The 25,759-nt window shown below is 65.1% G+C and carries 19 protein-coding genes and 1 pseudogene; 4 read left to right on the top strand and 16 right to left on the bottom strand.

The window, feature by feature from the left end; all coding sequences use genetic code 11:
* Positions 1 to 145: 145 nt before the first annotated feature.
* From ACOIX3_RS19470 to ACOIX3_RS19440, 7 genes and pseudogenes are all read right to left on the bottom strand, one after another.
* Positions 146 to 379, bottom strand: coding sequence for a twin-arginine translocase TatA/TatE family subunit (locus ACOIX3_RS19470; protein WP_420971440.1), 234 nt, complete (start codon positions 377 to 379; stop codon positions 146 to 148).
* A gap of 198 nt (positions 380 to 577) precedes the next feature.
* Positions 578 to 1,450, bottom strand: a pseudogene (gene scpB, locus ACOIX3_RS19465) (SMC-Scp complex subunit ScpB); the annotation flags it as partial.
* Between the two features lie 22 nt (positions 1,451 to 1,472).
* Complete coding sequence (locus ACOIX3_RS19460; RefSeq protein ID WP_092113984.1) at positions 1,473 to 2,294, bottom strand: segregation and condensation protein A; 822 nt, start codon at positions 2,292 to 2,294, stop codon at positions 1,473 to 1,475.
* Complete coding sequence (gene nagZ, locus ACOIX3_RS19455; protein ID WP_420971439.1) at positions 2,291 to 3,313, bottom strand: beta-N-acetylhexosaminidase; 1,023 nt, start codon at positions 3,311 to 3,313, stop codon at positions 2,291 to 2,293. Before nagZ ends, ACOIX3_RS19460 begins: the two co-directional genes overlap by 4 nt.
* A 46-nt stretch (positions 3,314 to 3,359) precedes the next feature.
* Positions 3,360 to 4,817: an SPOR domain-containing protein gene (locus ACOIX3_RS19450; protein WP_420971438.1), complete on the bottom strand. Its 1,458-nt coding sequence runs from the start codon at positions 4,815 to 4,817 to the stop codon at positions 3,360 to 3,362.
* A gap of 118 nt (positions 4,818 to 4,935) precedes the next feature.
* The gene (argS, locus tag ACOIX3_RS19445) at positions 4,936 to 6,732 is read right to left on the bottom strand and encodes an arginine--tRNA ligase (RefSeq protein ID WP_420971437.1); all 1,797 of its coding nucleotides are present in this window, start codon (positions 6,730 to 6,732) and stop codon (positions 4,936 to 4,938) included.
* A gap of 9 nt (positions 6,733 to 6,741) precedes the next feature.
* Positions 6,742 to 7,950, bottom strand: coding sequence for a deoxyguanosinetriphosphate triphosphohydrolase (locus ACOIX3_RS19440; protein ID WP_420971436.1), 1,209 nt, complete (start codon positions 7,948 to 7,950; stop codon positions 6,742 to 6,744).
* 137 nt (positions 7,951 to 8,087) lie between these two features.
* Here ACOIX3_RS19440 and erpA point away from each other — a divergent pair, with 137 nt between their 5' ends.
* Complete coding sequence (gene erpA / locus ACOIX3_RS19435) at positions 8,088 to 8,417, top strand: iron-sulfur cluster insertion protein ErpA (RefSeq protein ID WP_021081206.1); 330 nt, start codon at positions 8,088 to 8,090, stop codon at positions 8,415 to 8,417.
* A 61-nt stretch (positions 8,418 to 8,478) separates the two neighbouring features.
* On the opposite strand, the gene ACOIX3_RS19430 is transcribed toward erpA, so the two are convergent.
* Entirely contained in the window at positions 8,479 to 11,607 is a 3,129-nt protein-coding gene (locus ACOIX3_RS19430) for an efflux RND transporter permease subunit (protein ID WP_420971435.1), read from the bottom strand.
* Between the two features lie 3 nt (positions 11,608 to 11,610).
* The gene (locus tag ACOIX3_RS19425) at positions 11,611 to 12,744 is read right to left on the bottom strand and encodes an efflux RND transporter periplasmic adaptor subunit (RefSeq protein ID WP_420971434.1); all 1,134 of its coding nucleotides are present in this window, start codon (positions 12,742 to 12,744) and stop codon (positions 11,611 to 11,613) included.
* A 249-nt stretch (positions 12,745 to 12,993) separates the two neighbouring features.
* Here ACOIX3_RS19425 and ACOIX3_RS19420 point away from each other — a divergent pair, with 249 nt between their 5' ends.
* Positions 12,994 to 13,431, top strand: coding sequence for a GNAT family N-acetyltransferase (locus ACOIX3_RS19420; protein ID WP_420971433.1), 438 nt, complete (start codon positions 12,994 to 12,996; stop codon positions 13,429 to 13,431).
* A gap of 35 nt (positions 13,432 to 13,466) precedes the next feature.
* Positions 13,467 to 14,264 carry an exodeoxyribonuclease III gene (gene xth, locus ACOIX3_RS19415; protein ID WP_420971432.1) on the top strand — a complete coding sequence of 266 codons (798 nt, stop codon included), beginning with the start codon at positions 13,467 to 13,469 and terminating at the stop codon, positions 14,262 to 14,264.
* Between the two features lie 54 nt (positions 14,265 to 14,318).
* Here the strand turns inward: xth and ACOIX3_RS19410 are convergent, their stop codons facing one another.
* From ACOIX3_RS19410 to ACOIX3_RS19380, 7 genes are all read right to left on the bottom strand, one after another.
* Positions 14,319 to 15,155, bottom strand: a complete 837-nt coding sequence (locus ACOIX3_RS19410) for a tetratricopeptide repeat protein (protein ID WP_420971431.1) — start codon at positions 15,153 to 15,155, stop codon at positions 14,319 to 14,321.
* Complete coding sequence (ilvD, locus tag ACOIX3_RS19405) at positions 15,142 to 16,866, bottom strand: dihydroxy-acid dehydratase (RefSeq protein ID WP_420971430.1); 1,725 nt, start codon at positions 16,864 to 16,866, stop codon at positions 15,142 to 15,144. Before ilvD ends, ACOIX3_RS19410 begins: the two co-directional genes overlap by 14 nt.
* A gap of 448 nt (positions 16,867 to 17,314) precedes the next feature.
* Positions 17,315 to 18,826 (bottom strand): diguanylate cyclase, encoded by a 1,512-nt coding sequence (locus ACOIX3_RS19400; protein WP_420971429.1) that lies wholly within the window; start codon positions 18,824 to 18,826, stop codon positions 17,315 to 17,317.
* Positions 18,827 to 19,101: 275 nt separating this feature from the next.
* Positions 19,102 to 20,028: a hydroxymethylglutaryl-CoA lyase gene (locus ACOIX3_RS19395; protein ID WP_420971428.1), complete on the bottom strand. Its 927-nt coding sequence runs from the start codon at positions 20,026 to 20,028 to the stop codon at positions 19,102 to 19,104.
* On the bottom strand, positions 20,025 to 22,034 hold the full coding sequence (locus ACOIX3_RS19390) for an acetyl/propionyl/methylcrotonyl-CoA carboxylase subunit alpha (RefSeq protein ID WP_420971427.1): 2,010 nt from the start codon (positions 22,032 to 22,034) through the stop codon (positions 20,025 to 20,027). The genes ACOIX3_RS19395 and ACOIX3_RS19390 overlap by 4 nt, the downstream gene beginning before the upstream one ends.
* A 14-nt stretch (positions 22,035 to 22,048) precedes the next feature.
* Positions 22,049 to 23,653 carry a carboxyl transferase domain-containing protein gene (locus ACOIX3_RS19385; protein ID WP_223967718.1) on the bottom strand — a complete coding sequence of 535 codons (1,605 nt, stop codon included), beginning with the start codon at positions 23,651 to 23,653 and terminating at the stop codon, positions 22,049 to 22,051.
* An 86-nt stretch (positions 23,654 to 23,739) separates the two neighbouring features.
* Entirely contained in the window at positions 23,740 to 24,912 is a 1,173-nt protein-coding gene (locus tag ACOIX3_RS19380; protein ID WP_420971426.1) for an isovaleryl-CoA dehydrogenase, read from the bottom strand.
* Between the two features lie 192 nt (positions 24,913 to 25,104).
* Here ACOIX3_RS19380 and ACOIX3_RS19375 point away from each other — a divergent pair, with 192 nt between their 5' ends.
* Positions 25,105 to 25,758: a TetR/AcrR family transcriptional regulator gene (locus tag ACOIX3_RS19375; protein ID WP_420971425.1), complete on the top strand. Its 654-nt coding sequence runs from the start codon at positions 25,105 to 25,107 to the stop codon at positions 25,756 to 25,758.
* Position 25,759 lies beyond the last annotated feature (1 nt).

The raw sequence follows: 25,759 nt of genomic DNA, 5'->3' as shown, positions 1-25,759 counted from the left end.
GTTCCGCCTAAGCGCGCCGCCATCGGCCCCATTGGATGTGGGGCTGCCGGCGCCTTTTCTCAATCGGCGTCCATAGCGCTTCCGAGCGACGGCGTCACCGTTTCGCGCAAAGAAAAACGTCGAAATATGCGTCAGTACAAGCGCGTCAGACGGCCTTGCTGCCGACATCCTGGCGCGCGGCCGACGGCGCCGCATTGTGGTCGATCGCCTTGGTGGACTCCGGCTTCTCCGCGACCTTGTCGTCGTCCTGCATGCCTTTCTTGAAGGCCTTGATGCCTTGGGCGACGTCACCCATCAGGTCCGAAATCTTGCCGCGTCCGAACAGCAGCAGGACCACTGCGATCACGACGATCCAGTGCCAAATGCTAAGCGAACCCATCCTGCAACCCTCCAGAAATGGCCGGCGGACCGGCCTGAACTTTGCCGGAAGTTAGGCCCGCGGGGTGTCAAAAACAAGGACCTCGGCCGCGGCAAATCGCTGTCGCGGCTACGTAATATTGCTAGGCTTAACCGGGAATATTTCGGGCTATTCGCCCTTCTCCTCGGCGCCGTCGTCATCGCCCGCGTGGTCGATGCGCTCGTCCGGCTCATCAGCGTCAGGTTCGGCCGCGTCAGGTTCGGCCGCGTCCACCTCGGCGGCAACTTCCGCTTCGAGGTCGGTTTCGGCCTCGGCTGTCGTTTCGACCTCGGCAGTCCCGACCTCGGCAACCGCTTCGCTCTCGGTCTTCGGTTCCTCGGCTTCCGGCTCGACGGCCGGCGCGAGCAGCAGTTCCAGCGTGTCGCCGGGCTCGAGCGGCTCCTCGTCCTCCCGCAGCGTCGCATCGTCCGATGGCGAGGGAACGGAAAAGCCGGTCGGCAGGCGCGAGTCGAGCAGGCCCGTGCCCTTCAGCTCCTCGAGCCCCGGCAGGTCGCCGAGCGCTTCGAGGCTGAACTGCGACAGGAAGGCGTCGGTGGTTCCGAAGGTCAACGGACGGCCCGGCGTCTTGCGGCGGCCGCGCGGACGGATCCAGCCGGTCTCCAGCAGCACGTCGATCGTTCCCTTCGACGTGACCACGCCGCGAATCTCTTCGATTTCGGCACGGGTCACCGGCTGGTGATAGGCGACGATCGACAGCACCTCGATCGCGGCACGCGACAGCTTGCGGGTCTCGGTGCTCTCGCGCGTCATCAGCCACGACAGATCGCCGGCGGTGCGGAACGTCCACTTGTTGGCGACCCGAACCAGGTTGACGCCGCGCGGCGCATATTCCGCCTGCAACTGTGCGAGCGCCACCTTGATGTCGACGCCGTCGGGCATCCGCTTTGCCAGCGTTGCCTGATCGATCGGCTCGGCCGATGCGAACAACAGGGCTTCAAGGAGCCGCAATTCATCAGGACGCGCTACCGGATGATCCATAGGAGAAACCTCCTCCTCGGGCTCGTCTCTGCGCACTTCCGCCAAGCTTGCCATGGGCTTGCTCTCCTTCTTCCACTTACTCAACCGACAGGTCCGGCGCAGCCATTGCGGCCTGCGCTTGACGCTTTCGGAAATAGATCGGCGCGAACGCCTGCTTCTGGTTGATTTCCATCTCGCCCTCGCGAACCAGTTCGAGGGCAGCAGCGAAGCTCGATGCGAACACCGTGGCTTTCTGCTTGGGATCGGCGACGTAATTCATCAGGTACTCGTCGAGGCAGCTCCAGTCCTCGGCGAGGCCGACCAGCCGCTCCAGCGAGGCACGCGCTTCCGCCAGCGACCACACCGTCCGCTTCGCAAGATGCACCGAGGTCAGCACGCGTGACGCGCGCTGCGTCGCATAGGCCGACAGCAGGTCGTACAAGGTCGCGGTGAACTTCGGATGCTTGATCTCGGCGATCGATTCCGGATTGCCGCGCGGAAAGATATCGCGCTGGAACTGCGGCCGGTTCATCAGCCGGTTCGCGGCCTCGCGGATCGCTTCCAGACGGCGCAGCCGATTGGCGAGCGCGGTCGCCATTTCCTCGGCGCTCGGCCCCTCCGCGCTCGGCGGCTCGGGCAGCAAGAGCCGCGACTTCAGGAAGGCAAGCCAGGCCGCCATCACCAGATAGTCGGCGGCAAGCTCGAGGCGGATTTTGCGCGCCGCCTCGATGAACGAAAGATATTGGTCGGCGAGCGCAAGAATCGAAATCTTCGACAGGTCGACCTTCTGCTGCCGCGCCAGCGTCAACAGCAGGTCGAGCGGGCCCTCATAGCCCTCGACGTCGACCACCAGCGCCGGTTCGCCCTCGGCGAGGTCGGCCGGCCGCCCGGTCTCAAACGATAGAATTTCAGCGGTCATGCCGTCCCTACCCGATTCAACAACGCATCCAGTTCAGCCCGTGCCGCCTGCCGGTCGAGCGGCTCAGGCTGCATCCGCGCGTCGAGCGTCGCCTCGGCCCGCTCAAGCGCCTTGCCGGCCAGTTCCGGCGTCTCCCGCGCGACCTCGCGCATTTCGTCGATATTGCCGTTGCAGTGCAGAACCATATCGCAACCGGCGCTGACGATGGCGCGGGTCCGCTCGGCAATTGATCCGGCCAGCGCATTCATCGACACGTCATCACTCATCAACAAACCCTGGAACCCGATCAGGCCGCGAATCACCTGTTCGATGATTGTCGCAGAAGTCGTCGCCGGATGGACGGGGTCCAGCGCGCTAAACACAACATGTGCAGTCATCGCCATCGGCAGGTCCGCCAGCGGCCGGAACGCGGCAAAATCGGTCCGTTCCAGCTCGTCTCTCGCGGTATCGACCGTCGGAAGGCGGAAATGGCTGTCCGCGGTGGCGCGGCCATGGCCGGGAATATGCTTGAGAACCGGCAGCACGCCGCCCTGTTCCAGCCCGTCCGTGACCGCGCGGGCGATCGCCGCGACCTTGTCCGGTTCGGTTCCATAGGCCCGGTTGCCGATCACCGCATCCGCGCCCGCCACCGGAACGTCGGCCAATGGCAGGCAATCGACGGTAATTCCGAGGTCGATCAGATCGGCCGCAATCAGCCGTGAGCTGAGCCGGGCGGCTGTCAGGCCGAGCTTCGGGTCGATGTCGTAGAGCGCGCTGAAGCTCGCACCGGGCGGATAGACCGGCCAATGCGGCGATCCGAGCCGCTGCACCCGCCCACCTTCCTGGTCGATCTGGACCGGCGCGTCGGTCATGCCGGCCGCCAACCTGAGTTCCCCAACAAGAGCTGCCACTTGGGCAGGACTCTCGATGTTGCGCTTGAACAGGATGAAGCCCCATGGCCGCTCGGCGCGAATGAATTCGCGCTCAGCGTCGTTGAGGATCAGCCCGGATACGCCCGTGATGAATGCGCGTTTCGTCATTCGGCCGATTAGGCCGTATGCAGCCCACGGGTCAAGGAAACGGCCTTTAATTTCTTTGGATGAGGCACTGCGGCCCACCGGCCGACATCAGGCTCCGGCACAGCTGGTTCGCCTCTTCCGACGACGCGAACGGGCCGGCAAAGGCGCGGTAGTAGACGCCCTTCTCACCAAGATCGACGCGTTTCACCACCAAAGGCTGCGAACCGAGCACGTTGCGATACTTGCCCTGCAGCGTCCGATAGGACGACTGCGCGTCCGCCTCGTTCTTCTGCGACGACACCTGAACCAAATATCCGCCGCCGCCAACCGAAGCGGTCGTGGTCGACGCCACCCGGGTCGGAGGCGCGGCCGGAGCCGCGTCAGCCTGCCCGGGAGCCAGCGACATTGGCGCGTTCACGCTGGCATTGGCCGCAGCCGGGTTGCCGCGCGACACCGCAGGCTTCGCTGCGGCCGCGGGCTTGGCCGGCGCGGCCTGCGCGCCATCGGGCGAATCGCCCTTGACCGCGAGCGTGCGAACCCTGCGCGGTTCGTTGTTCGGCAGCGTCCCGTTCGCGGTGATCGGCGCCGGCGCAGGCTGCGCCGTCTGCACGGTTGATGCCGGCGGCGGATTCGCATTCGCGTTCAGCGGCGGAAACACGACGCGGGGTCCGGCGGTCTTCGAATTGACGTCGACCGGGGTCTCTTCACGCGACACGATCTTCTCGGTGCCGTCACCCGCTGCCATGCGGTCCGGCGTCTTCGCCGGGGCATCGGCCTGGGCCGGGATCACCTTGGTCGGCGTGTTGTCGGCCTTGATGATCGGCGGCTCACCGCTGCGGGGCGAGCCGACATAGGTCCGGTAGGCGTACGCGCCACCGACGCCGAACACGCCAAGCGCCAGCACCGCGGCGACCGTCATCAGGCCGCTGCTCCGCCGGCGCGGTTCGGGCTCTTCCTCCTCGGCCTCGTACGCATAGGGATCGTCCGGATAGGATGGATCGCGCTGCAGATCCTGTTCGCCGGCTTCCAGCTGACCGTAAAGCGAGTCGTCATAGCGCGACGGATCGTGGCCCTGATCGCCACTCTGATAGGGCGCCTCGTCGTCAAACGTCTCAGGCTGTCGCGGGGGCTCGACCGGCCGATAGGTCGCGACCGGTTCGGGCGCGGGCGGCTGCGCCTGCTGGGCCGCATAGCGATGCAACGGATGCACCGGCTTCGGCTGGTAGTCCTGTTCGGGCCCTTCGTACGCGGTGTGCTGCACGGGCGGCGGAGCGACGGTCTCCTGCCGCGCGCGCTGCATCCAGGGCGGCGGGCCCGCGGGCGGCGCATCCTCGTCCTCGGCCTGCGGATCATATTGTTGCGGCCGCGCATTGGCGCGCGACTGCAGCGGACGCGGCGGCGGCTTGTTCGCGCTGCCGAATGGATCCGTCTGTCCGATCAGCCGGGCCAGTTCGGCGAGCGGATCGCTCTCGGCCTTGGGTGCCGCGTCGGTGGAAAAATGTCGGTCCTGATATCGATCAGCCATCGTGATGATGCATCCCCTTCGGGACAGCGCCAAGATCGCCGGCACAGCCGGTCCGAACGAGTTGGCCCCTGCCAGATGCCCTCACAAATCCCCACTCGTGAGGGCCTAATGCCCCTGCCTACCGCATCTCGGTCGGAGCGTGGACGCCTAGAACAGCTAAGCCCGATGCCAGAACCGAGACGACGCCCTGAACCATTGCCAGTCGCGCCCTCGTGATCTCTGCATCATTATTGATAATGAAGCGTAAATAGGGCAAATCGCGCCCCTTGGTCCACAGCGCATGAAATTCACTGGCCAAATCATATAGATAAAAAGCGATTCGGTGCGGCTCGTGTGCCACTGCGGCAGCTTCGATCATCCGCGGATACAGCGCAAGCTGCTTGAGCAGGCCGAGCTCGGACGGATCGGTCAGCCGCTCGACCGCAGCGTTCCGCAGATAGGCCAACCGGGCCTCGTCGGCCTCCGGCAGATCGGGAACCGCCTCCTCCCGTGCATTGCGGAAGATCGAATGCCCGCGGGCGTGACCGTACTGGACGTAGAAAACGGCGTTGTCCTTTGACTGCTCGATCACCTTGGCGAGGTCGAAATCGAGCACCGCATCGTTCTTGCGGAACAGCATCATGAACCGGACCGCGTCCGAGCCGACCTCGTCGACCACCTCGCGCAGCGTGACGAATTCGCCGGAGCGCTTCGACATCTTCACCGGCTCGCCGTCGCGTAGCAGCTTGACGAGCTGCACGATCTTGACGTCGAGCGTGGCTTTGCCGGCGGTCACCGCCTTCACCGCCGCCTGCATCCGCTTGATGTAGCCGCCGTGATCGGCGCCGAACACGTCGATCAGATTGGTGAAGCCGCGCTCGAACTTGTTGCGGTGGTTGGCGATGTCGGAGGCGAAGTAGGTGTACGAGCCGTCCGACTTGATCAGCGGCCGATCGACGTCGTCGCCATAGGCGGTGGCGCGGAACAGCGACTGCTCGCGGTCTTCATAATCCTCGACCGGCTTGCCTTTGGGCGGCGGCAAGCGACCCTCGTAGATGTCGCCCTTCGCGCGCAGGAAATCGATCGTCTCGGCGACCTTGTTGTTGCCTGATGTGATCAGCGAGCGCTCGGAGAAGAAAACATCGTGATGGATGTTGAGCGCGGCGAGATCGACCTTGATCATCTCCATCATCATGGCGATCGCCTTGTCGCGCACGATCGGCAGCCACGCGGCTTCCGTCATGTCGAGCAGCTTCTCGCCGTATTCCTTGGCGAGCGCCGCACCGACCGGCACGAGGTAATCGCCGGGATAGAGCCCTTCCGGGATCGCGCCGATGTCCTCACCGAGCGCCTCGCGATAGCGTAGGAACGCCGAGCGCGCGAGCACGTCGACCTGGGCGCCGGCGTCGTTGATGTAATATTCGCGGCAGACGTCGAAGCCCGCGAATTGCAGCAGGCTGCACAGCGCATCGCCGAACACGGCGCCGCGGCAGTGGCCGACATGCATCGGCCCGGTCGGGTTGGCCGAGACGTATTCGACATTGACCTTCTCGGCCTTGCCGATGTCGCTGCGCCCATAGGCAGAGCCGGCGGCCAGCACGGCGCGCAGCGCGTCCGCCCAGACCTGCGGCTTCAAGGTCAGGTTGATGAAGCCGGGCCCGGCGACGTCGACGGACGCCACCAGTGCGTCGGCGCGCAGCCGCTCGGCGATCTTGTCGGCGAGCTCGCGCGGCTTTGCCTTGGCCTCCCTGGCGAGCACCATCGCGGCATTGGTCGCCATGTCGCCATGGCCGGCATCGCGCGGCGGCTCGACCACGACGCGGGACAGATCGATGCCCGCGGGCCAATTATCCTCGGCAGCGACAGCGGCACAGATCGCGTGCACGCGCGCCAGCATGTCGGCAAAAAGGTGTGGTGTCGCAGGGGTGTCGGCCATGGCAGGGCGCTAACGCAAATCCGGGGTCGAGTCAAAAAGCCTTTGATGCTCGATCAGGGCAAAACGGTCGGTCATCCCGGCAATGAAATTGCCGATCCGCCTGTTCCGCGCGCTGCCGGTTTCCTGCACGCTCCCCTCGATCCATTCCGCCGGCAGGTCGCCTGGCGATTGCCGGTAGCGCTCATAGAGATTGCGGACCACCTGCTCCGCCTCCCGCATCACAAGCATCACCCGCCGGTGGCGATACATCCGCCGGAACAGGAATGCCTTGATCGCCGCCTCCTGCTCGGCCACCTCGGGCGGAAACGCGATCAGCGGCGCGTTGTGGTGGCGCACGTCCTGGGCCGATTGCGGCTGCGCTACTGCGAGACGCCGGGTCGCCTCGTTGAACACCGCGCTGATGAAATGCGAGATCAGCTCACGCACCAGTTCGGCGCCGCGCCGGACCTCGTCGAGCCCGGGATAATGGCGATCGATCTCGGCGATGAGCTCTGATGTCAGCGGCATCTCCTTGAGGTCGTCGACCGCAAACAGACCGGCGCGCAGGCCGTCGTCGATATCGTGCGCGTCATAGGCGATGTCGTCGGCGAAGGCCGCGATCTGCGCCTCGAGCGAGGCGTAGCTCCAGAGCTCGAGATCGTAAGTCTTGTTGTAATCGGCGATCCCGATCGGAATGCCGCTGTCGAGGTAGCGACCGCTAGGTGCGCCGTTGCGTTCGGTCAGCGGGCCGTTGTGCTTGACGATTCCTTCAAGCGATTCCCAGGTCAGGTTCAGCCCGCCGAACTCGGGGTAGCGATGCTCCAGCGAGGTGACGACCCGTAGCGCCTGCGCATTGTGGTCGAAGCCGCCGTCATCCTTTAGGCAGTCGTCGAGCGCCCGCTCGCCGGCATGCCCGAACGGCGGATGGCCGAGGTCATGCGCCAGCGCCAGCGTCTCGGTCAGATCCTCGTCGACCCCGAGCTGGCGCGCCAGCGCGCGGGCGATCTGGGCGACCTCCAGCGAATGGGTCAGCCTAGTGCGGTAATGATCGCCCTCATGGAAGACGAAGACCTGGGTCTTGTGCTTGAGGCGGCGGAACGCGGTGGAATGGATCACCCGGTCACAATCGCGCCGGAACGGGCTGCGGGTCCGGCTCGGCGGCTCCACGACAAGCCGGCCGCGGCTGCGGTCGGGGTCGCAGGCATAAGGGGCGCGGGGGGCAGCCATTCCGACCGACACGGTATTTTAGTCCTTATCCATTTGATTCCATGGTCCGACGCACTTAACTATGACTGAGGCGGCTGACCAAATGAATTGGGCATGACGCAGAGCATGATCCGATCAAACCATGCTCAAATAGGGTTTCGGAGACCGATATGACTGCTGCCATCACCGTCAGCGAACGGGCCGCCCGCCGGATCGGGCAGATCCTCAGCAAGGAAGGCGACGGCGCCAAGCTGCGCATTTCCGTCGAGGGCGGCGGCTGCTCCGGTTTCCAGTACAAATTCGACGTCGAGCGCACCCAGGCCGATGACGACCTCGTGATCGAGCGCGACAGCGCCGTGGTCCTGATCGACCCCGCCTCGGTCCCGTTCCTCGCCGGCTCGGAAGTCGACTTCGTCGACGACCTGATCGGCGCCTCGTTCCGGGTCGTCAATCCAAACGCCACCGCGTCCTGTGGCTGCGGCACGAGCTTCTCGATCTAGCGCTTCCTCACCCGACGGCTTCCCGACGCGAACCGGTCACCTGTTCGCGGGAGACACGACGTCATTCCGCCGCGACCACCTGTGGCCGCTCGGCGTCGCCGCCCGCCTCCGCCTGCGGATCGAGCTTGCGGCGCAGCCTGCGGTCGATGCGGTCAAGATAGATATAGATCACAGGCGTGATGAACAGCGTCAGCAGCTGCGACACGCAGAGGCCACCGACCACCGCGACGCCGAGCGGCTGACGCAGTTCGGCGCCGGCGCCGGCGCCGAGCGCGATCGGCAGCGTGCCGAAGATCGCCGCGAACGTCGTCATCATGATCGGGCGGAAGCGCAGCAGCGCGGCCTCGCGGATCGCGTGCTCGGCGCTGAGACCGACGCGGCGGCGTTCCAGCGCAAAGTCGACCATCATGATCGCGTTCTTCTTGACGATGCCGACCAGCATCACGATGCCGATCATCGCGATGACAGACAGCTCCATCCCGAACAGCATCAGCGTCAGGATCGCGCCGATTCCGGCCGACGGCAGGCCCGAGATGATCGTGATCGGGTGGATGAAGCTCTCGTAGAGAATGCCGAGGATCACGAAGGCCGCGAACACGGCGGCGAGGATCAGGACGCCCTGCCCGCGCAGCGAATCCTGGAACACCTGCGCGGTGCCCGAGAATCCGGTCGCGATCGTCGGCGGCAAATTCGCGGTCTGCTCGAGCTCGGTGATCTTGTCGACCGCGTAGCCGAGCGAATTGCCCGGCGCGAGATTGAACGAGATCGTCACCGCCGGCTGCTGGCCCTGGTGGTTGATCTGCAGCGGCCCGACCGTCGGCACCAGCCGCGCCACCGCATCCAGCGGGATGGTCTGGCCGTTCGCGGTCTTCATGTAGAGCTTCGAGAGATCGGACGGATCGACGCGGAACTGCGGCTGCACCTCCAGGATGATCTGGTAGTCGTTCGACGGCATGTAGATGGTGCCGACCTGCCGCGAACCATAGGCGTTGTAGAGCTGGTTGCGGACCTGGTCGACGGTGATGCCGTAGACCGCCGCCTTCTCGCGGTCGATGTCGACCGTCATCTGCGGGTTCTTAATGTAGAGGTCGGTGGTGACGTCGAGCAGGCCCGGAATCTTTTCGATCTTGTCGCGCATCTCCGGCGCCAGCCGGTACAGCGACTCGGTATCGCCGCTCTGCATCACATACTGATACTGGCTCTTGGAGATGCGGCCGCCGATGTTGAGGTTCTGCACGCTCTGGAAGAACGCCTGCATGCCCGGGATCTCGCGTGCCTTCTGGCGCAGCCGTCCGATCACGACAGCGGCGTTGTCGCGCGTCTTCTGCGGCTTCAGCGCGATGAACAGGCGGCCGTAATTGGTGGTCGGATTGGGACCGCCGGAGCCGACGGTGGAATTGATGTAATCGATCGCCGGATCGGTCCGCATCACCTCGACCAGCGCCTGCTGGCGCACCTTCATCGCCTCGAACGAGGTATCGGTCGCTGCCTCCGTCACGCCGATCAGGAAGCCGGTATCCTCCTGCGGGAAGAAGCCCTTCGGCACGATCATGTAGAGATAGACGGTGCCGCCGAGCGTAGCCAGCGTGACCAGCAGCATCAGCGCTTTCTTGGCCAGCACCCAGTCCAGCGCCCATTCATAGGCGCGCAGCCAGGCCTCGAACATCGCCTCGAACGCCCGCAGCACGATGTTCGGCCGCTTGGTCGCGTCATGCGCGCGCAGCACGCGGGCGCACAGCATCGGCGTCAACGTCAGCGACACGAAGCCGGACACGATAATCGCGACCGAGATCGTGACCGCGAACTCGCGAAACACGCGGCCGACGATGCCGCCCATCAGCAGCACCGGGATGAACACGGCGATCAGCGAGAAGGTGATCGAGATGATGGTGAAGCCGATCTCGCGGGCGCCCTTCAGCGCCGCCTCGAACGGCTTCATGCCGTGCTCGATATGGCGGACGATATTCTCCAGCATGACGATGGCGTCGTCGACCACGAAGCCGACCGAGAGCGTCAGCGCCAGCAGCGTCATGTTGTTGATCGAGTAGTCCAGCGCGTACATCGCAGCACAGGTGCCGAACAGCGAGATCGGCACCGCCAGCGCCGGAATGAAGGTCGCCGACGCCGATCGCAGGAACAGGAAGATCACGAGGATCACCAGCGCGATCGCAATCAGCAGGGTCTCCTCGACGTCGCTGACCGCCTGCCGGATCGAGACCGAGCGGTCCATCATGACCTGCATGGTCACCGAGGGCGGGATCGCGGCGCGCAGCGACGGCAGCTTGGCCAGAACGGCGTCCACGACGGCCACGGTGTTGGCGTCGGGCTGCTTCTGGATCGCGAGCACGATCGCCCGCTCGTCGTTCATCCAGGTCGCGATCTTGTCGTTCTCGACGCTGTCATAGACCTTGGCGATCTCGTCGAGCCGGACCGGCGAGCCGTTGCGCCAGGCGACGTAGATATGGCGGTAGTCGGCCGCCTTGTCCATCTGGCCGGAGGCCTGCAGCGCGACGTCCTGCTTGGGGCCGTTCAGGGTGCCGACCGGCGTCGAGGAATTGGCGCGCGACACCGCGGCGCGGATATCCTCCATCGAGACGCCGCGGGCAGCCGCCGCTTCCGGATCGGCCTGAACCCGGATCGCAAACTTCTGCGCACCGTAGATCAAGACCTGGGCGACGCACGGCAGCTGCGACAGCGCCTGCCCGATCGTGATGTCGCCGTATTCATTGACCGCGGACAGCGGCAGCGTCGCCGACCCCAGCGAGACGAACAGCACCGGGAAATCCGCCGGGTTCACCTTCCGGAAGCTCGGCGGGATCGTCATCTCGATCGGCAGCCGGCGCTGCGCGATCGTCAACGCCGTCTGCACATCGAGCGCGGCGGCATCGATGCTGCGGTTGAGGTCGAACTGGATGGTGATGACGCTCGTGCCCTGCGAGGAGTTCGAGTTCATCGAGGAGATGCCGGCAATGGTCGAGAGCTGGCGCTCGATGATGCCAGCGACCGAGGCGGCCATGGTGTCGGCGCTGGCACCCGGCAACGTGGCGGTGACCGCGATGGTCGGGAAGTCCACCTTGGGCAGCGCCGAGACCGGCAGCAGGCGGAAGCCGAACACGCCGAATGCGATAATCGACGCCGTGATCAGCGTCGTCATGACCGGGCGTCGGATGCAGAGCTCGGAGAGCGTCATCGGTCAGGCTCCGGCCTTGCGCGCGCGCAGCTCGACCCGCGATCCCTCCGACAGCAGCAACTGGCCATCGACGACGATGCTTTCATCGCCCGCCAATCCATCAGATATCACCGATGAGCCCTGGAAGGTGCGATCGACCTTGACCGGCCGGACCTTGGCGACGCCGTCCTGGACGACGAAAACGAAATTGCCGTTCTGGCTGCGCTGGACTGCGACCGTCGGCACCACGACCGCGTCTTCGCTGCGGATGATCAGCTTGGTCTGCACGATGGTGCCGGGCCACAGCGTTTCGCTCGCATTGTTCATGATGCCGCGCACCGTGACCATGCCGGTGGTCGCGTCGACGGCGTTCTCGACCATCGCGACCTTGCCGCTCTCGGAACGCTGGTGGCCGGGAATGGTCGCGATCACCTTGGGATCGTCCTTCCCCATGGCGTCGCGCAGATCGACCAGCGCGCGCTGGGGAATCGCGAAGGTGACATAGACCGGCGCCATCTGATTGATGACGGCGAGCGGTTGGGTGTCGGCGGGGCGGACGAAGTTCCCGACCTTGACGTTGGCGGCGCTGATCCGGCCCGCAAACGGCGCGCGGATCACGGTGTAGCTCTTCTGGACGCGGAGATTTTCCAGCGCGAACTGGTCGGCCTTGATGGTGCCGATCAGGACGTCCGACTGGGTCTTGGCGTTGTCGAGGTTGACCTGCGTGGTCGCGCCCTTGCCGACCAGCTCGGTGTAGCGGCGGAGGTCGCGCTGCGCGCCCTCGAGCTGGGCCTGGTCGCGAGCCAGGACACCCTCGGCCTGCTCGATCTGGGCGTCGATCTGCCGCGCGTCGAGCATGAACAGCAGGTCGCCCTCATTGACCTTGGCGCCGTCCTCGAAATGCACCGAGACGATGGTGGTCTCCAGCCGCGACTTCAGCGCCACGCTGGAGATCGGCGCGACCTGTCCGATCGCATCGACATCCACCGGCACCGATCTGCGTTCGGCCTTGGCCAGATCCACCGCGACCACGCGCGGCCGCGGCGTCCCCTGCGCGGTGGCGGCACCGCCACCCATCCATGAAACGCGGGTCATGTAAGCCGCCCCGGCCGCAATGCCGAGAACAGCGACAGTCAGAACCAAATTCCGTTGTTTCATAAGTCTTGCACGTGCGCCGCCCGCTTCCCTTCAGGGCCGGGACGCTTCGCAACTCCCCCATCGGCAATTGTTACGCCTTGTTTCCGGAGAGGGTTAGCACAGGCGGATCGGCCATGGTATGCCACCTAAGTAAAATCCCGCGGCTTCAATCCGGTCATTTGCATCCGCACTCCTGGAAATTCGGCATGCGACGGGGCGGGCAATCGCGCTACCCTTTCGCCTCCAGATCGAATGTTTCGAATCCCCCTGATGTCCATCTCCGTCCGTGTCTACACTTGGGAAGAAGCCCGGGAACGCTCCTGTGCCATCCGCTACAGCGTCTTTGTCGAAGAACAGGGCGTTCCGGCGGAACTTGAATGGGACGAAATGGACGTGTCGAGCTGGCATGCCCTGGCGTTTGCCGAAGACGGCACCGCCGTGGCGACGGGCCGGTTGTTGCCCGACGGCCATATCGGCCGGATGGCGGTGCTCAAGGCGGCGCGCGGCACGGGCATGGGCGCCCGCGTGCTGGATGCGCTGATGGCCAAGGCGGCCGAACTCGGCTATCCGGAGCTGATCCTCAACGCGCAGACACACGCAGAGCGGTTCTACGCACGCGTCGGCTTCGAGCGGATCGGCGCAGAATTCGAGGAAGCCGGCATCCCACACATCGAGATGCGGAAACGCTTGATCAAAGCGGGGCGCTAGTTCACCCGAGCGCTCCCATAAACAGAGGACTTCCGATGGCAGTTCGCATCGCGACGTGGAACGTCAACTCGGTCCGGCAACGGATCGAACTTCTGGTCGCCTGGCTGAAGGAGTGTTCCCCCGACATCGTCTGCCTGCAGGAGATCAAATGCGTCGACGACGCGTTTCCGCGGCTCGAGGTCGAGGCGCTCGGATACAATGTCGTCACCCACGGTCAGAAGACCTTCAACGGTGTGGCGCTGCTCTCCAAGCTGCCGTTCGACGAGACCAAGTCGGGCCTTGCCGGCGACGACGAGGACGCCCACGCCCGCTTCCTCGAAGGCGTCGTCACGCTGAAGCAGGGCGTGGTGCGGGTCGCGTGCCTCTACCTGCCCAACGGCAACCCCGCCAATACCGACAAATATCCGTACAAGTTCAAATGGATGTCGCGGCTTCTTGAGTACACGCGGGAACGGCTTAAGGCCGAGGAGCCGCTGATCCTGGCCGGCGACTTCAATGTCATTCCGGCGGCCCGCGACGTCTACAACCCGGCCGCCTGGACCGACGATGCCCTGTTCCGCCCGGCGACCCGCGAGGCCTTCCAGTCGCTGCTCGGCCTCGGCCTTACCGATGCGCTGCGTGCGGTCAATGACGAGCCTGGCCAGTACACCTTCTGGGACTACCAGGCCGGCGCCTGGCAGAAGAATTGGGGCCTGCGCATCGACCATCTGCTGATGTCGCCGCAGGCGAGCGACCGGCTGATCGATGTCGGGATCGACAGCTATGTCCGCGCCTGGGAGAAGCCGTCCGACCATGTCCCGATCTGGGCCGATCTCGATTTCGAGACCGCCTGAGCCTTGCCAGCCAAGCGACTGCCTGCTCGCGGGGAATATCAATCCCGGCGGCTTCTAATCCCGGCGGCCCTGCACCCAGTGCTCGAGCATCTGCAGCGCCATCGCGCGGTCGTCTTCGGACGCCTTGGTGATCGCCCGGTTGTAGCTTTCCTTGATCCAGGCCTCGTCGGGCGTGGCGCTGTCACGCGCCAGGGTCAGCCACATCAGGCCACGTGCCCGCTGCGGCGGCAGCCGGTCGCCGTTGAACAGCATCTGGCCGAGCAGCGCCTGCGCCTGGTGCTGGCCCTTCTGGGCGGCAAGCCCGAGCCAGCGTGCGCCATAGCGGAAATCGTCCCGCGAGGCGTCCGGCGTCTTCAGGTACAGCCGGGCAAGGTCGTACTGGGCGTCGGCATTGCCGAAATAGGACGCGGCATAGGAGAACATCTCCCGCGCCCGTTCGGTGTCCGCCTTGACCTTGGAATTGGGAATGCCGCTCAGATAATAGCGGCCGAGCGCCACGAAGGCGTTGGCCACGATCGAGGCCTGCGGCGCCGACGGCGAATCCTCGGCATGCGCATTGGCGATCCGGCTGAAATACTCGAAGGCGCGCATGTCGTCCTGGATGACGCCGTCGCCCTCGGCGTACATCTTGCCGAGCTTCCACTGCGCCACGGGGTGACCGCCCTCGGCCTGGTACTGCAGTGTGCTGAAGGAGGAGGTCGGCGAGGTCGCCGCAGGGGCAACCGGCGTGGCGGCCCGCTTCAGGGCACCGGCCGTGCCGGGCTGCGGAGCGACCACCGGAAGAACGGTATCCTGGGGGCTGACCGGCGCGCCGTCGAATCCGAATCCGGGGCCCGCCACCGGAATGGCCCCTAACGCAAACGCAAATATCGCACGCTTAAACGTCCGCATAACACTGTTTCTCGTACGCGCCACCCGGATGGGTGACTGCGCCATCCACCGCCGGCCCCACTTGCTCGGCGTACTTCCACAGCGCACCAGATGTATGGTTCGTCGCGCGAGGGGCCCATTTGGTCTTACGATTTGCGAGTTCGGCGTCGCTCAATTTTACGTTAAGGGTGCCGGCGACCGCATCGATCTCGATGATGTCGCCGTCTTGCAACAACCCGATCGGCCCGCCGACGGCCGCTTCAGGTCCAATATGGCCGATGCAGAAGCCACGGGTGGCGCCGGAGAACCGGCCATCGGTGATCAGGGCAATCTTGCCGCCCATCCCCTGCCCGGTCAGCGCCGCCGTGGTCGCCAGCATCTCCCGCATCCCGGGACCGCCCTTCGGCCCCTCGTAGCGGATCACAATCACTTCGCCTTCCTTGTAGGTGCGCTTCTGCACCGCCTCGAAGGCGTCTTCCTCGCGATCGAAGCACCGGGCCGGACCGGTAAACTTCAGGTTGGACATTCCCGCGACCTTCACGATCGCACCCTCCGGAGCGAGATTACCCTTCAGTCCGACAACGCCACCTGTCACGGTGATTGGACTGTCGGCGGGCCGCACCACGTCCTGGTGCGGATTCCATTTCACGCTTTTGAGGTTTTCGGCGATCGTTCGGCCAGTGACGGTCAGGCAATTCCCGTGCAGGTGGCCATTGTCGAGCAGCGTTTTCATCAGCAGCGGAATGCCGCCAACTTCAAACATGTCTTTGGCAACATAACGGCCGCCCGGCTTCAAATCCGCGACGTAAGGAGTCTTTTTGAAGATTTCGGCAACGTCGAACAAATTGAATTTAATGCCGCACTCATGGGCGATCGCCGGCAGGTGCAGCGCAGCATTGGTCGAACCACCTGAGGCTGCAACCACGGCCGCAGCATTTTCAAGGGCTTCCCGGGTGACGATGTCGCGGGGCCGGATGTTTTTCTCGATCAGCTCCATCACCTTCTCGCCGGCGGCAGCGCAGAAGGCGTCTCGGATCTCGTAAGGTGCCGGAGCCCCGGCCGAGTACGGAAGCGCGAGGCCAATCGCCTCGGAGACGGTCGCCATGGTGTTGGCGGTGAACTGGGCGCCGCAGGCGCCGGCCGACGGGCACGCCACCCGTTCGATCTCGTCGAGGTCCTCGTCCGACATGGCGCCGACCGAGTGCTTGCCGACCGCCTCGAACATGTCCTGCACGGTGACCGGCTGCCCGCGGAAGTTGCCGGGCAGGATCGAGCCGCCATAGATGAAGATTGAGGGCACGTTGAGCCGGACCATCGCCATCATCATGCCCGGCAGCGACTTGTCGCAGCCGGCGAGTCCGACCAGCGCATCATAGGAGTGACCGCGAACGGTCAGCTCGACCGAATCGGCGATGCATTCGCGCGACGGCAGCGACGAGCGCATGCCGTCATGGCCCATCGCGATGCCGTCAGTGACGGTGATGGTGCAGAACTCGCGCGGCGTGCCGCCGGCGGACGCCACGCCCTTCTTCACCGCCTGGGCCTGGCGCATCAGCGAAATGTTGCAGGGAGCAGCTTCATTCCAACATGAAGCAACGCCGACAAAGGGTTGATGAATCTGGGTTGTCGTCAGCCCCATCGCGTAGAGATAGGACCGATGCGGTGCGCGCTGGGGCCCCTCCGTCACGTGACGGCTCGGCAACCTGCCCTTGATGTTCGTCTTGGCGTCCATCGCGACCCTGTTCCCAGCGCTGTTTCCTCCAACAACGCCGGAACCGATCAAAAGTCCCGTCATCGCGAGCGCTGGCTATTCAGCTAGGTGAATATCCTTTCATGTCAGGGTGTGGCTAAAAAGCGGCGCGACTACGGACTGGCTGTGTTTAGGGTTAAATGTCGATTCACTGTTGCGACGACGCAACAATCGTGGCTCCCGGGCAACCATGTATTATCGGTCCTTATGGAAACCTGACATGAGCCTGACTAAGTAGCCGTTAAGTTGCCTTCTCACGACGAAACTCGTCCGAGTTGTGGATCGAGTGCCGCCCTCTCCTTAAACGGAGGGCGCAGTGAAAGCCACGCTCCGATCGCACGCACGCCGGGACGACACTGAATATGTGGTTCGGTCGGCGAGTCATGCATCCGCGCTCTCGCGACACGATCTGCCCGATGGGGAGACGTCGCTACTCAGCCGCCAGCTTCGGTGGCGCCGGAGGCGCCCAGCACTCGACACGATTCCGGCCGTGCTCCTTGGCCTGGTAGAGCGCGGCATCGGCGGCCTTCATCAGCGCGTCGATCCCGGGCATGCTGGTCAGGGCCTCGGCAACGCCGACGCTCACGGTCAGTCGCACCGGACGACCATCCGCCGCCAATGCCAACCCTTCCGCCCTCTTGCGAATGCGCTCGGCAACGGTCCGGGCGCGCGACAATGTCGTTTCCGGCAGCAGAACCGCGAACTCCTCGCCTCCGACACGTCCGACGACGTCGGACTTGCGTTTGCCGCGAACGCAGATCTCGGCAACGGCCTTGATGGCCTCGTCGCCGGCCGCATGACCGAGCCGGTCATTGATGCTCTTGAAGTAGTCGATATCGACCATCAGCACGGAGACGGAGCGATAGTAGCGCTGGAACCGGCTCCACTCCGCGTCCAGCGTCGTCAGGAACTGCCTGCGGTTGAACAGTCCGGTGAGCGGATCGGTGGTCGCGAGCACTTCGAGCTGTCGCGCGTTACCGACAAGATCGGTCACGTCGACAAAGGTCAGCATCCGGCCGCCGTTCGCCATCGTTGAGCAATGGATCCTGATGTTGCGGCCATCAGGCGTCTGGACGTCGCGCTTGTGATCGCCCGCCTTGATCTCCGCGATCCGCTTCGCCGGAAAGGCTCTGATTTGCTCCGGGGTCGAGCCCGTCGGGACTGCCCGGCGGCTGCGCGTGAGAAGCGTGACGTATGCCGGATGCCGCGCCACCTCCTCCTCGCTCACCTCCCAGAATTCCCGCATTCTCCGGTTGAGGAAAATCACATTGAGATCGCGATCAAGCAGGACGACGCCGTCCTCCACGTTCTCGAGCGCGCCGGTCAGCACCTTCAACTTGTCCGATGCGCGCACGATGTCGGTCACGGGCGTGTAGCTCACCATCCGGCCGCCGTCGGGCAGCGGCGTGCACTGACAGCGAACCACATCACCATTGCTGCGCCTGAGATCGATCGGATTTGCGTCACCGACGGCCACGAGGCGGACGCGTTCGGCGACGTAGGCTTGAAGCTGCTCAGGCGGCAGCTCATAGGCCATGGTCTTGCAGCCGTGATGCATCAGATCGGTGAAGCTGGGATTGCGGTCTGCCGCCGCGTCCGGAAGCTGCCACATGTTGCGGAACGCGCGGTTGATGAACAGGGCCTTCAGCTCCGCGTCCAAAAGCAGGATGCCGACCGGGATCTGATCGAGCGCTGCGCGCAACGCCAGCATGTGCCCGCGCAGAATATCGCCGCTGCGCCGCTCCGGAACGGCTGATGGCGCAGGCGCGGCGGGCACGGCAGCAGCAGGCGCGGGAGCCGCAGGGTTCGCCTGCTGCGCCTCAAACACCAGGCCGAGCTGGCGGTCCGACTGCCACAGCCGTTTGCATGGCCTCACCTGATTGGTGCCGACGATCAACAGCTGGACCTGGTCGGGAATGCCGACGACGCTTTCGAGTTCCACGGTCGCTCCCGTATCGGTGAGCTGCCGGACCGTGCAATCGAAGGCCGACCGACCGAAATTGAAGACGATCTTTCCGGCCAAAAACGTTCGGCCGCGAGAAGCTGACACCTGTCCGGACATGGCGAGACGCACCTGGAGCAATTGCGAGCCCCCTCACCTCAGCATGTTTGAGTCACCAAGCCATGAACGCTTTCGAGGCGTTTTGACCCAGAGCAGGGAACGCAGGCGGTGTGCGCTGCAAAACCAGCCGGTTCCATCCTGCCGGAACCGTGCCGCTACGATCCGCCGAGCCGCTTCCGTTTCGCGTTCAGCGCGGAGGCGACGCGGCTCACCGGCGGACGGCCGAGCAAACCGGCGACCTCGTTCGTCGCGGCCAGTAGCTTCTCCATGTCGATACCGGTTCTCACGCCCATGCCCTCGAGCATGTAGACGACATCCTCGGTCGCGACGTTGCCGGTGGCGCCGGGCGCGTAGGGACAGCCGCCGAGACCGCCGGCGGCGGCATCGATGACGCGCACGCCCTCCTCCATGCCGGCATAGAGATTGGCCAGCGCCTGGCCATAGGTGTCGTGGAAGTGCATCGCGAGGTTGCCGACCGGGAGCTCGGCGCCGACCGCGCGCAGCATCTCCTTGGCCTTGAGCGGCGTGCCGACGCCGATGGTGTCGCCGAGCGATATCTCGTAGCAGCCGAGATCCCACAGGGTCATCGCGAGGTCGGCGACCGCCTTCGGCTTGATCTCGCCGTCGAACGGACAGCCGAGCACGCAGGAGATATAGCCGCGCACCTTGACGCCATCAGCCTTGGCACGCGCCAGCACCGGCTTGAAGCGCTCGATCGATTCCGCGATCGAGCAGTTGATGTTGGCGCGCGAGAAGCCTTCGGAGGCCGCAGCGAACACCGAGACGACCCGGGCGCCGGCCGCGCGCGCAGCGTCATAGCCCTTCTCGTTCGGCACCAGCACGTGGAACTCGGCGTCCTTGAACTTGTCCTTGATTTGGCTGACGCCGCGCAGCACCTGGTCGGAGCTTGCCATCTGCGGGATCGCCTTCGGCGACACGAAGGCGCCGACCTCGACGGTTTTAAGCCCCGCGGCCACCAGCGCCTCGACGAAGGCGATGCGTGCCTCGACGCTGACCGGTGTCTTCTCGTTTTGCAGGCCGTCGCGCGGCCCCATCTCGACGATGTGGATCTGATCGCTCATGGCGCGGCCGTGGGCTCGACTTCGGCAAGCTCGACGCCCTCGCCGACGATGTCGCCGACCTTGCATTTGAGCTTCTTCAGCACACCAGCATAGGGCGCGCGCAGGGTCTGCTCCATCTTCATCACCTCGAGGGTGAGGATCGGCGCGCCCTTCTCCAGCGTCGCGCCCTCCTCGGCGAGCAGCGCAACCACGGTGCCCGGCAAAGGCGCCACGATCTTGTCCTCGCCGACCTGCTCCTCGCTCTCGCCGCCGAACGGATCGACCCAGTGCAGGTCGAAACGGCCGTTGCGGGTGCGCAAGTAAAGCTCATGGCCCTCGACGACCGCGGCGACGCGCGACTTCACGCCCCTGAGCGTCAGGTCGAAGCCATCATCGCCGGCTGACGAGATCGCGAAGGCGACCTCGCGCCCGCTGACGAACAACGTCGATGGTCCGTTGCCATAGTACAGCGTGATGGTCTGGGCGGCCTCGTGGCCCTGCCGGAATGAAAACACCCGCTGACGGCGGCCGACCGGCATCCAGCCGAACGCCTGCCAGGGCGAGTTCACCTCGCTTCGCGCCGCTTTCTGCTCGTCGTTGATGATCGCGGCCACCGCCGCGCAGAGCTCGAACTCGCTGGCCGCGCCTGTGCCGGATGTCAGGTTCTTCAGCTCGCGCTCGATGAAGCCGGTATCGATCGCATTGGCTCTGACATCCGGATGCGTCACCAGCGCCGACAGGAACGGGATGTTGGTGACGATGCCGCGAACGTCGGTCTCCTGCAGTCCGCGATTGAGCTTCTCGATCGCGCCCTCGCGCGTCGGCGCCCAGGCGATCACCTTGGCGAGCATCGCGTCGTAGTAGGGCGAGACGTTGTCGCCGCTGCGGTAGCCGGCGTCGATGCGCAGGCCATCGCCTTCCGGCGGCGTGCGCCAGGTCTTGATGCGGCCGACCGAGGGCATGAAGTTCTTCTGCGGGTTTTCGGCGTAGACGCGGGCCTCGATGGCGTGGCCATTGAGCTTGATCTCGTCCTGCTTCAGCGGCAGCGCCTCGCCGAAGGCAACGCGCAGCTGCCACTCGACCAGATCGACGCCGGTGATCAGCTCGGTGACGGGATGCTCGACCTGCAGGCGCGTGTTCATCTCGATGAAGAACACGTCCTTGCCGTCGGAGACGAACTCGATGGTGCCGGCGCCGACATAGTTGACAGCGCCGGCCGCTTTTCGCGCAGCTTCGCACACCGTGTCGCGCTGCGCGGCGTTCAGCGTCGGCGACGGCGCCTCCTCGATCACCTTCTGGTGCCGGCGCTGCAGCGTGCATTCGCGCTCCCACAGCGAAAGCAGGTTGCCGTGGCTGTCGCCGATGATCTGCACCTCGATGTGGCGCGGGTTCTGGACGTATTTCTCGATCAGCATGCGGTCGTCACCGAACGCCGCCTTGGCCTCGCGCTTGGCGCTCGTGATCGCGGCCGACAGCTCGCCCGCCGAATTGACCACGCGCATGCCGCGGCCACCGCCACCGGCTGACGCCTTGACCAGCACCGGGAAGCCGATCCGGTTGGCGGCCTCCGCCAGGATCGCCTCGTCCTGCGCCTCGCCGTGATAGCCGGGCACCAGCGGCACGCCGGCCTTCTCCATCAAGGCCTTCGAGCCGGATTTCGAGCCCATCGCGGTCATCATCGCTGTGGTCGGACCGACGAACACCAGACCGGCATCGAGGCAGGCCTGCGCGAACTCGGCATTCTCAGACAGGAAGCCGTAGCCGGGATGCACCGCTTCCGCGCCGATCGCGCGGGCGGCTGCGATGACGTGCTCGATGTTGAGATAGCTGTCACGCGCCCGTGCCGGCCCGAGCAGCACGGCCTCGTCGGCGAGTGCGACATGCATCGCGTCGCGGTCGGCCTCGGAATAGACCGCGACGGTGCGCAGCCCCATGGCGCGCGCCGAGCGGATGACGCGGCAGGCGATCTCGCCGCGGTTGGCGATCAGAAGCGTGCGGAAACGCCGGTAGAGTTTTGAGCGGTCCATGATCAGATCCTGGGTCACATCCTGAACAGGCCGAATTTCGTCGGCTCGATCGGCGCGTTGGCGGCGGCCGACAGGCCGAGCCCGAGCACCAGGCGGGTGTCGGCGGGATCGATCACGCCGTCGTCCCACAGCCGCGCTGTCGCGTAATAGGGATTGCCCTGCTTCTCGTATTGCGCGCGGATCGGCTCGCGGAATTTGTCTTCCTCTTCCGCCGACCAGCTCTCGCCCTTGGCCTCGATGCCGTCGCGCCGCACCTGGCTCAGCACCATCGAGGCCTGCTCGCCGCCCATCACGGAGATGCGGGCGTTCGGCCACAGCCAGAGGAAGCGCGGACTATAGGCGCGGCCGCACATACCGTAATTGCCGGCGCCGTAGGAGCCGCCGATCACGACGGTGAATTTCGGCACGCCGGCGGTCGCAACCGCGGTCACGAGCTTGGCGCCGTCGCGCGCGATGCCGCCCGCCTCGTACTTCTTGCCGACCATGAAGCCGGTGATGTTCTGCAGGAACACCAGGGGAATGCCGCGCTGGCAGCACAGTTCGATGAAATGCGCGCCCTTCAGCGAGCTCTCGCTGAACAGGATGCCGTTGTTGGCGATGATGCCGACCGGATAGCCCCAGATATGGGCAAAGCCGCAGATCAGCGTGGTGCCGTAGAGCTTCTTGAATTCGTCGAACTCGGAGCCGTCGACGATCCGCGCGATGATGTCATGCACGTCGAACGGCTTGCGGCCGTCGGCGGAGACCACGCCGTAGATCTCCTCGGCGGGAAACAGCGGCTCCTGGACGGTGCGCATGTTGAGCGGTGCCTTGGTGGGCTGCTTCAGCGTGCCGACGATTCGGCGCGCGATCCCGATCGCATGGGCGTCGTTCTGCGCGTAGTGATCGGTCACGCCCGACTGCCGGGAGTGGACGTCGGCGCCGCCGAGCTCTTCGGCGGTGACGACCTCGCCGGTCGCGGCCTTCACCAGCGGCGGTCCGCCGAGGAAGATCGTGCCTTGATTGCGCACGATGATGCTCTCGTCCGACATCGCAGGCACATAGGCGCCGCCCGCGGTGCAGGAGCCCATCACGATGGCGATCTGCGGAATGCCCTGCGACGACATCTGCGCCTGATTGTAGAAGATGCGGCCGAAATGCCGCTCGTCGGGAAAGATCTCGTCCTGCAGCGGCAGGAAGGCGCCGCCGGAATCCACCATGTAGACGCAGGGCAGATTGTTCTGCCGCGCGATGTCCTGGGCGCGCAGATGCTTCTTCACCGTCAGCGGGTAGTAGGTGCCGCCCTTGATGGTGGCGTCGTTGGCGACGATGATGCATTCGCGCCCCGAGATGCGGCCAACGCCAGTGATGACGCTTGCCGAATGCACGTCACCGCCATAGAGCCCGTTGGCGGCGAGCGGCGACAGCTCGAGGAATGCAGTGCCGGGGTCGACGAGCAGATCGACGCGATCGCGCGCCAGCATCTTGCCGCGCGAGGTGTGCCGCTTGCGCGAGGTCTCGCCCCCGCCGCCAGCAACCTGCTTGAGCTTGTCCCGAAGCTCCGCGACCAGGCTGCGCATCACATCGGCGTTGCGGGCGAATTCAGAGGATGTGGGATCGATCGTCGAATGAAGCGGCATCGCTGTTGCACGTTTCGTTGGAGTGGCCGACAGGATTTTTTGGGAAGCGAGCCGCCGCGCGTGAGGCGCGGCGGCCGGTGCGCGGTTCAGGCCGTCTTCGCGAACAGTTCGCGGCCGATCAGCATGCGGCGGATCTCGCTGGTGCCGGCGCCGATCTCGTAGAGTTTTGCATCGCGCAGCAGCCGGCCGGTCGGATAGTCGTTGATGTAGCCGTTGCCACCGAGCAGCTGGATCGCATCCAGCGCGCATTGGGTGGCCTTCTCGGCGGCATAGAGGATGGCGCCGGCGGCGTCCTCGCGCGTGGTCTCGCCGCGGTCGCAGGCCTTCGCCACCGCGTAAACATAGGCGCGCGAGGCATTCATCGTGGTGTACATGTCGGCGATCTTGCCCTGCACCAGCTGGAACGAGCCGATCGGCTCGCCGAATTGCTTGCGCTCGTGGACGTAAGGCAGCACGACGTCCATGCAGGCCTGCATGATGCCGATCGGTCCCGCCGCCAGCACGGCGCGCTCATAGTCGAGACCGGACATCAAGACGTTGACGCCGCGGCCGACCTCGGAGAGCACGTTCTCTTCCGGCACCTCGCATTCCTCGAACACCAGCTCGCAGGTGTCGGAGCCGCGCATGCCGAGCTTGTCGAGCTTCTGCGCGGTGGAAAATCCCTTCATGCCCTTTTCGATGATGAAGGCGGTGATGCCGCGCGGGCCGGCATTCGCGTCGGTCCTGGCATAGACCACAAGCGTCTCGGCATGGGGACCATTGGTGATCCACATCTTGCTGCCGTTGAGCACGAAGCGGTCGCCCTTCTTCTCGGCGCGGGTCTTCATCGAGACCACGTCGGAGCCGGCGGAGGGCTCCGACATCGCCAGCGATCCGACATGCTCGCCGGAGATCAGCTTGGGCAGATATTTGCGCTTCTGCGCCTCATTGCCGTTGCGGCGGATCTGGTTGACGCAGAGGTTGGAATGCGCGCCGTAGGCCAGCCCGACCGAAGCCGACGCGCGCGAGATCTCCTCGACCGCGATGCAGTGCTCGAGATAGCCGAGGCCCGATCCGCCGTACTCCTCCTCGACGGTGATGCCGTGCAGGCCGAGCGCGCCGATTTTCGGCCAGAGGTCGCGCGGAAAGGTGTTGGAGCGATCGATCTCGGCGGCGCGCGGCGCGATCTCGTTGGTCGAGAAATCATGCACCGTCTCGCGGATCGCATCCGCGATCTCGCCAAGGTCGAAATTGAAGATTGCCGCCTGGTTCGAGGCCATGATCCCTCCCGTGAGATTCATTCTGCAATTAAACGATCATACGTTTTTTTCTTGGCTTCGCAAGCGACTGTGCTATGGTTTGTGCGTGAAGTCCGCAGTTCGTTGAATTCACTGAGATTTCATGCGAAATATATACGGTCGTTTGCTTGTTTCCGGCACTCCCTGACAAGCCAACATCCCTCCGAGGCCCCGATGGCACGCACGATCGGCTCACATGGCCCCACGACGCTGGAGGCGATCCGCAAGGCCGGCGTGCGCCTGATCTTCGAGCGCGGCTACGAGGCGATGAGCCTGCGTCAGCTCGCCGCCGAGGTCGGCATCCAGGCCGGCTCACTCTACAACCATATCTCAACCAAGCAGGACCTGCTGTTCGATCTGGTGCAGGAGCATATCAACGATTTGCTGCGCGAGCTCGACCTTGCGCTGGAGGGCAAGGCCGATCCGGTCGAGCAGCTGCGCGCCTTCGTCGCCTTCCACGTCAGCTATCACATGACCCGAAAGCGCGAGGTCTTCATCGCCAATTCCGAACTGCGCAGCCTCGATGCCAAGAACTACGACGTCGTGGTGGCGTTGCGCGGCGCCTACGAGCAGCGGCTGGCGCAGATCCTCACCGAGGGGGTCTCGGACGGCGTGTTCGAGGTCGGCGACATCCAGGTCGCGACCTTCGCCATCATCGCGCTGCTGACCGGTCTTTGCACCTGGTACCGCCCCGGCGGCCGGCTGACGCGTGACGCCATCATCGCCGCGCATGAGAAGCTGGTGCTGTCGGGTGTCGCACCGCATGCCGCGCTCGGTCGGGTCGGCAGCGGCAGCAAGAGCCCGCGGACCGCGGTAGCGGGCTCGTGAC

The sequence above is a fragment of the Bradyrhizobium sp. B120 genome, from assembly GCF_049075665.1.
GTDB lineage: Bacteria > Pseudomonadota > Alphaproteobacteria > Rhizobiales > Xanthobacteraceae > Bradyrhizobium.
The sequence above is the reverse complement of the archived record's forward strand: the minus strand, read 5'-3'. Positions and strand labels throughout refer to the sequence as shown.

Excerpts from the sequence above, each read along its gene's own strand:
- ACOIX3_RS19470 (WP_420971440.1), bottom strand. The coding sequence starts at position 379 with ATGGGTTCGCTTAGCATTTGGCACTGGATCGTCGTGATCGCAGTGGTC.
- ACOIX3_RS19460 (WP_092113984.1), bottom strand. The coding sequence starts at position 2,294 with ATGACCGCTGAAATTCTATCGTTTGAGACCGGGCGGCCGGCCGACCTC.
- nagZ (WP_420971439.1), bottom strand. The coding sequence starts at position 3,313 with ATGACGAAACGCGCATTCATCACGGGCGTATCCGGGCTGATCCTCAAC.
- ACOIX3_RS19450 (WP_420971438.1), bottom strand. The coding sequence starts at position 4,817 with ATGGCTGATCGATATCAGGACCGACATTTTTCCACCGACGCGGCACCC.
- argS (WP_420971437.1), bottom strand. The coding sequence starts at position 6,732 with ATGGCCGACACCCCTGCGACACCACACCTTTTTGCCGACATGCTGGCG.
- erpA (WP_021081206.1), top strand. The coding sequence starts at position 8,088 with ATGACTGCTGCCATCACCGTCAGCGAACGGGCCGCCCGCCGGATCGGG.
- ACOIX3_RS19430 (WP_420971435.1), bottom strand. The coding sequence starts at position 11,607 with ATGACGCTCTCCGAGCTCTGCATCCGACGCCCGGTCATGACGACGCTG.
- ACOIX3_RS19425 (WP_420971434.1), bottom strand. The coding sequence starts at position 12,744 with ATGAAACAACGGAATTTGGTTCTGACTGTCGCTGTTCTCGGCATTGCG.
- ACOIX3_RS19420 (WP_420971433.1), top strand. The coding sequence starts at position 12,994 with ATGTCCATCTCCGTCCGTGTCTACACTTGGGAAGAAGCCCGGGAACGC.
- xth (WP_420971432.1), top strand. The coding sequence starts at position 13,467 with ATGGCAGTTCGCATCGCGACGTGGAACGTCAACTCGGTCCGGCAACGG.
- ACOIX3_RS19410 (WP_420971431.1), bottom strand. The coding sequence starts at position 15,155 with ATGCGGACGTTTAAGCGTGCGATATTTGCGTTTGCGTTAGGGGCCATT.
- ilvD (WP_420971430.1), bottom strand. The coding sequence starts at position 16,866 with ATGGACGCCAAGACGAACATCAAGGGCAGGTTGCCGAGCCGTCACGTG.
- ACOIX3_RS19395 (WP_420971428.1), bottom strand. The coding sequence starts at position 20,028 with ATGAGCGATCAGATCCACATCGTCGAGATGGGGCCGCGCGACGGCCTG.
- ACOIX3_RS19390 (WP_420971427.1), bottom strand. The coding sequence starts at position 22,034 with ATGGACCGCTCAAAACTCTACCGGCGTTTCCGCACGCTTCTGATCGCC.
- ACOIX3_RS19385 (WP_223967718.1), bottom strand. The coding sequence starts at position 23,653 with ATGCCGCTTCATTCGACGATCGATCCCACATCCTCTGAATTCGCCCGC.
- ACOIX3_RS19380 (WP_420971426.1), bottom strand. The coding sequence starts at position 24,912 with ATGGCCTCGAACCAGGCGGCAATCTTCAATTTCGACCTTGGCGAGATC.
- ACOIX3_RS19375 (WP_420971425.1), top strand. The coding sequence starts at position 25,105 with ATGGCACGCACGATCGGCTCACATGGCCCCACGACGCTGGAGGCGATC.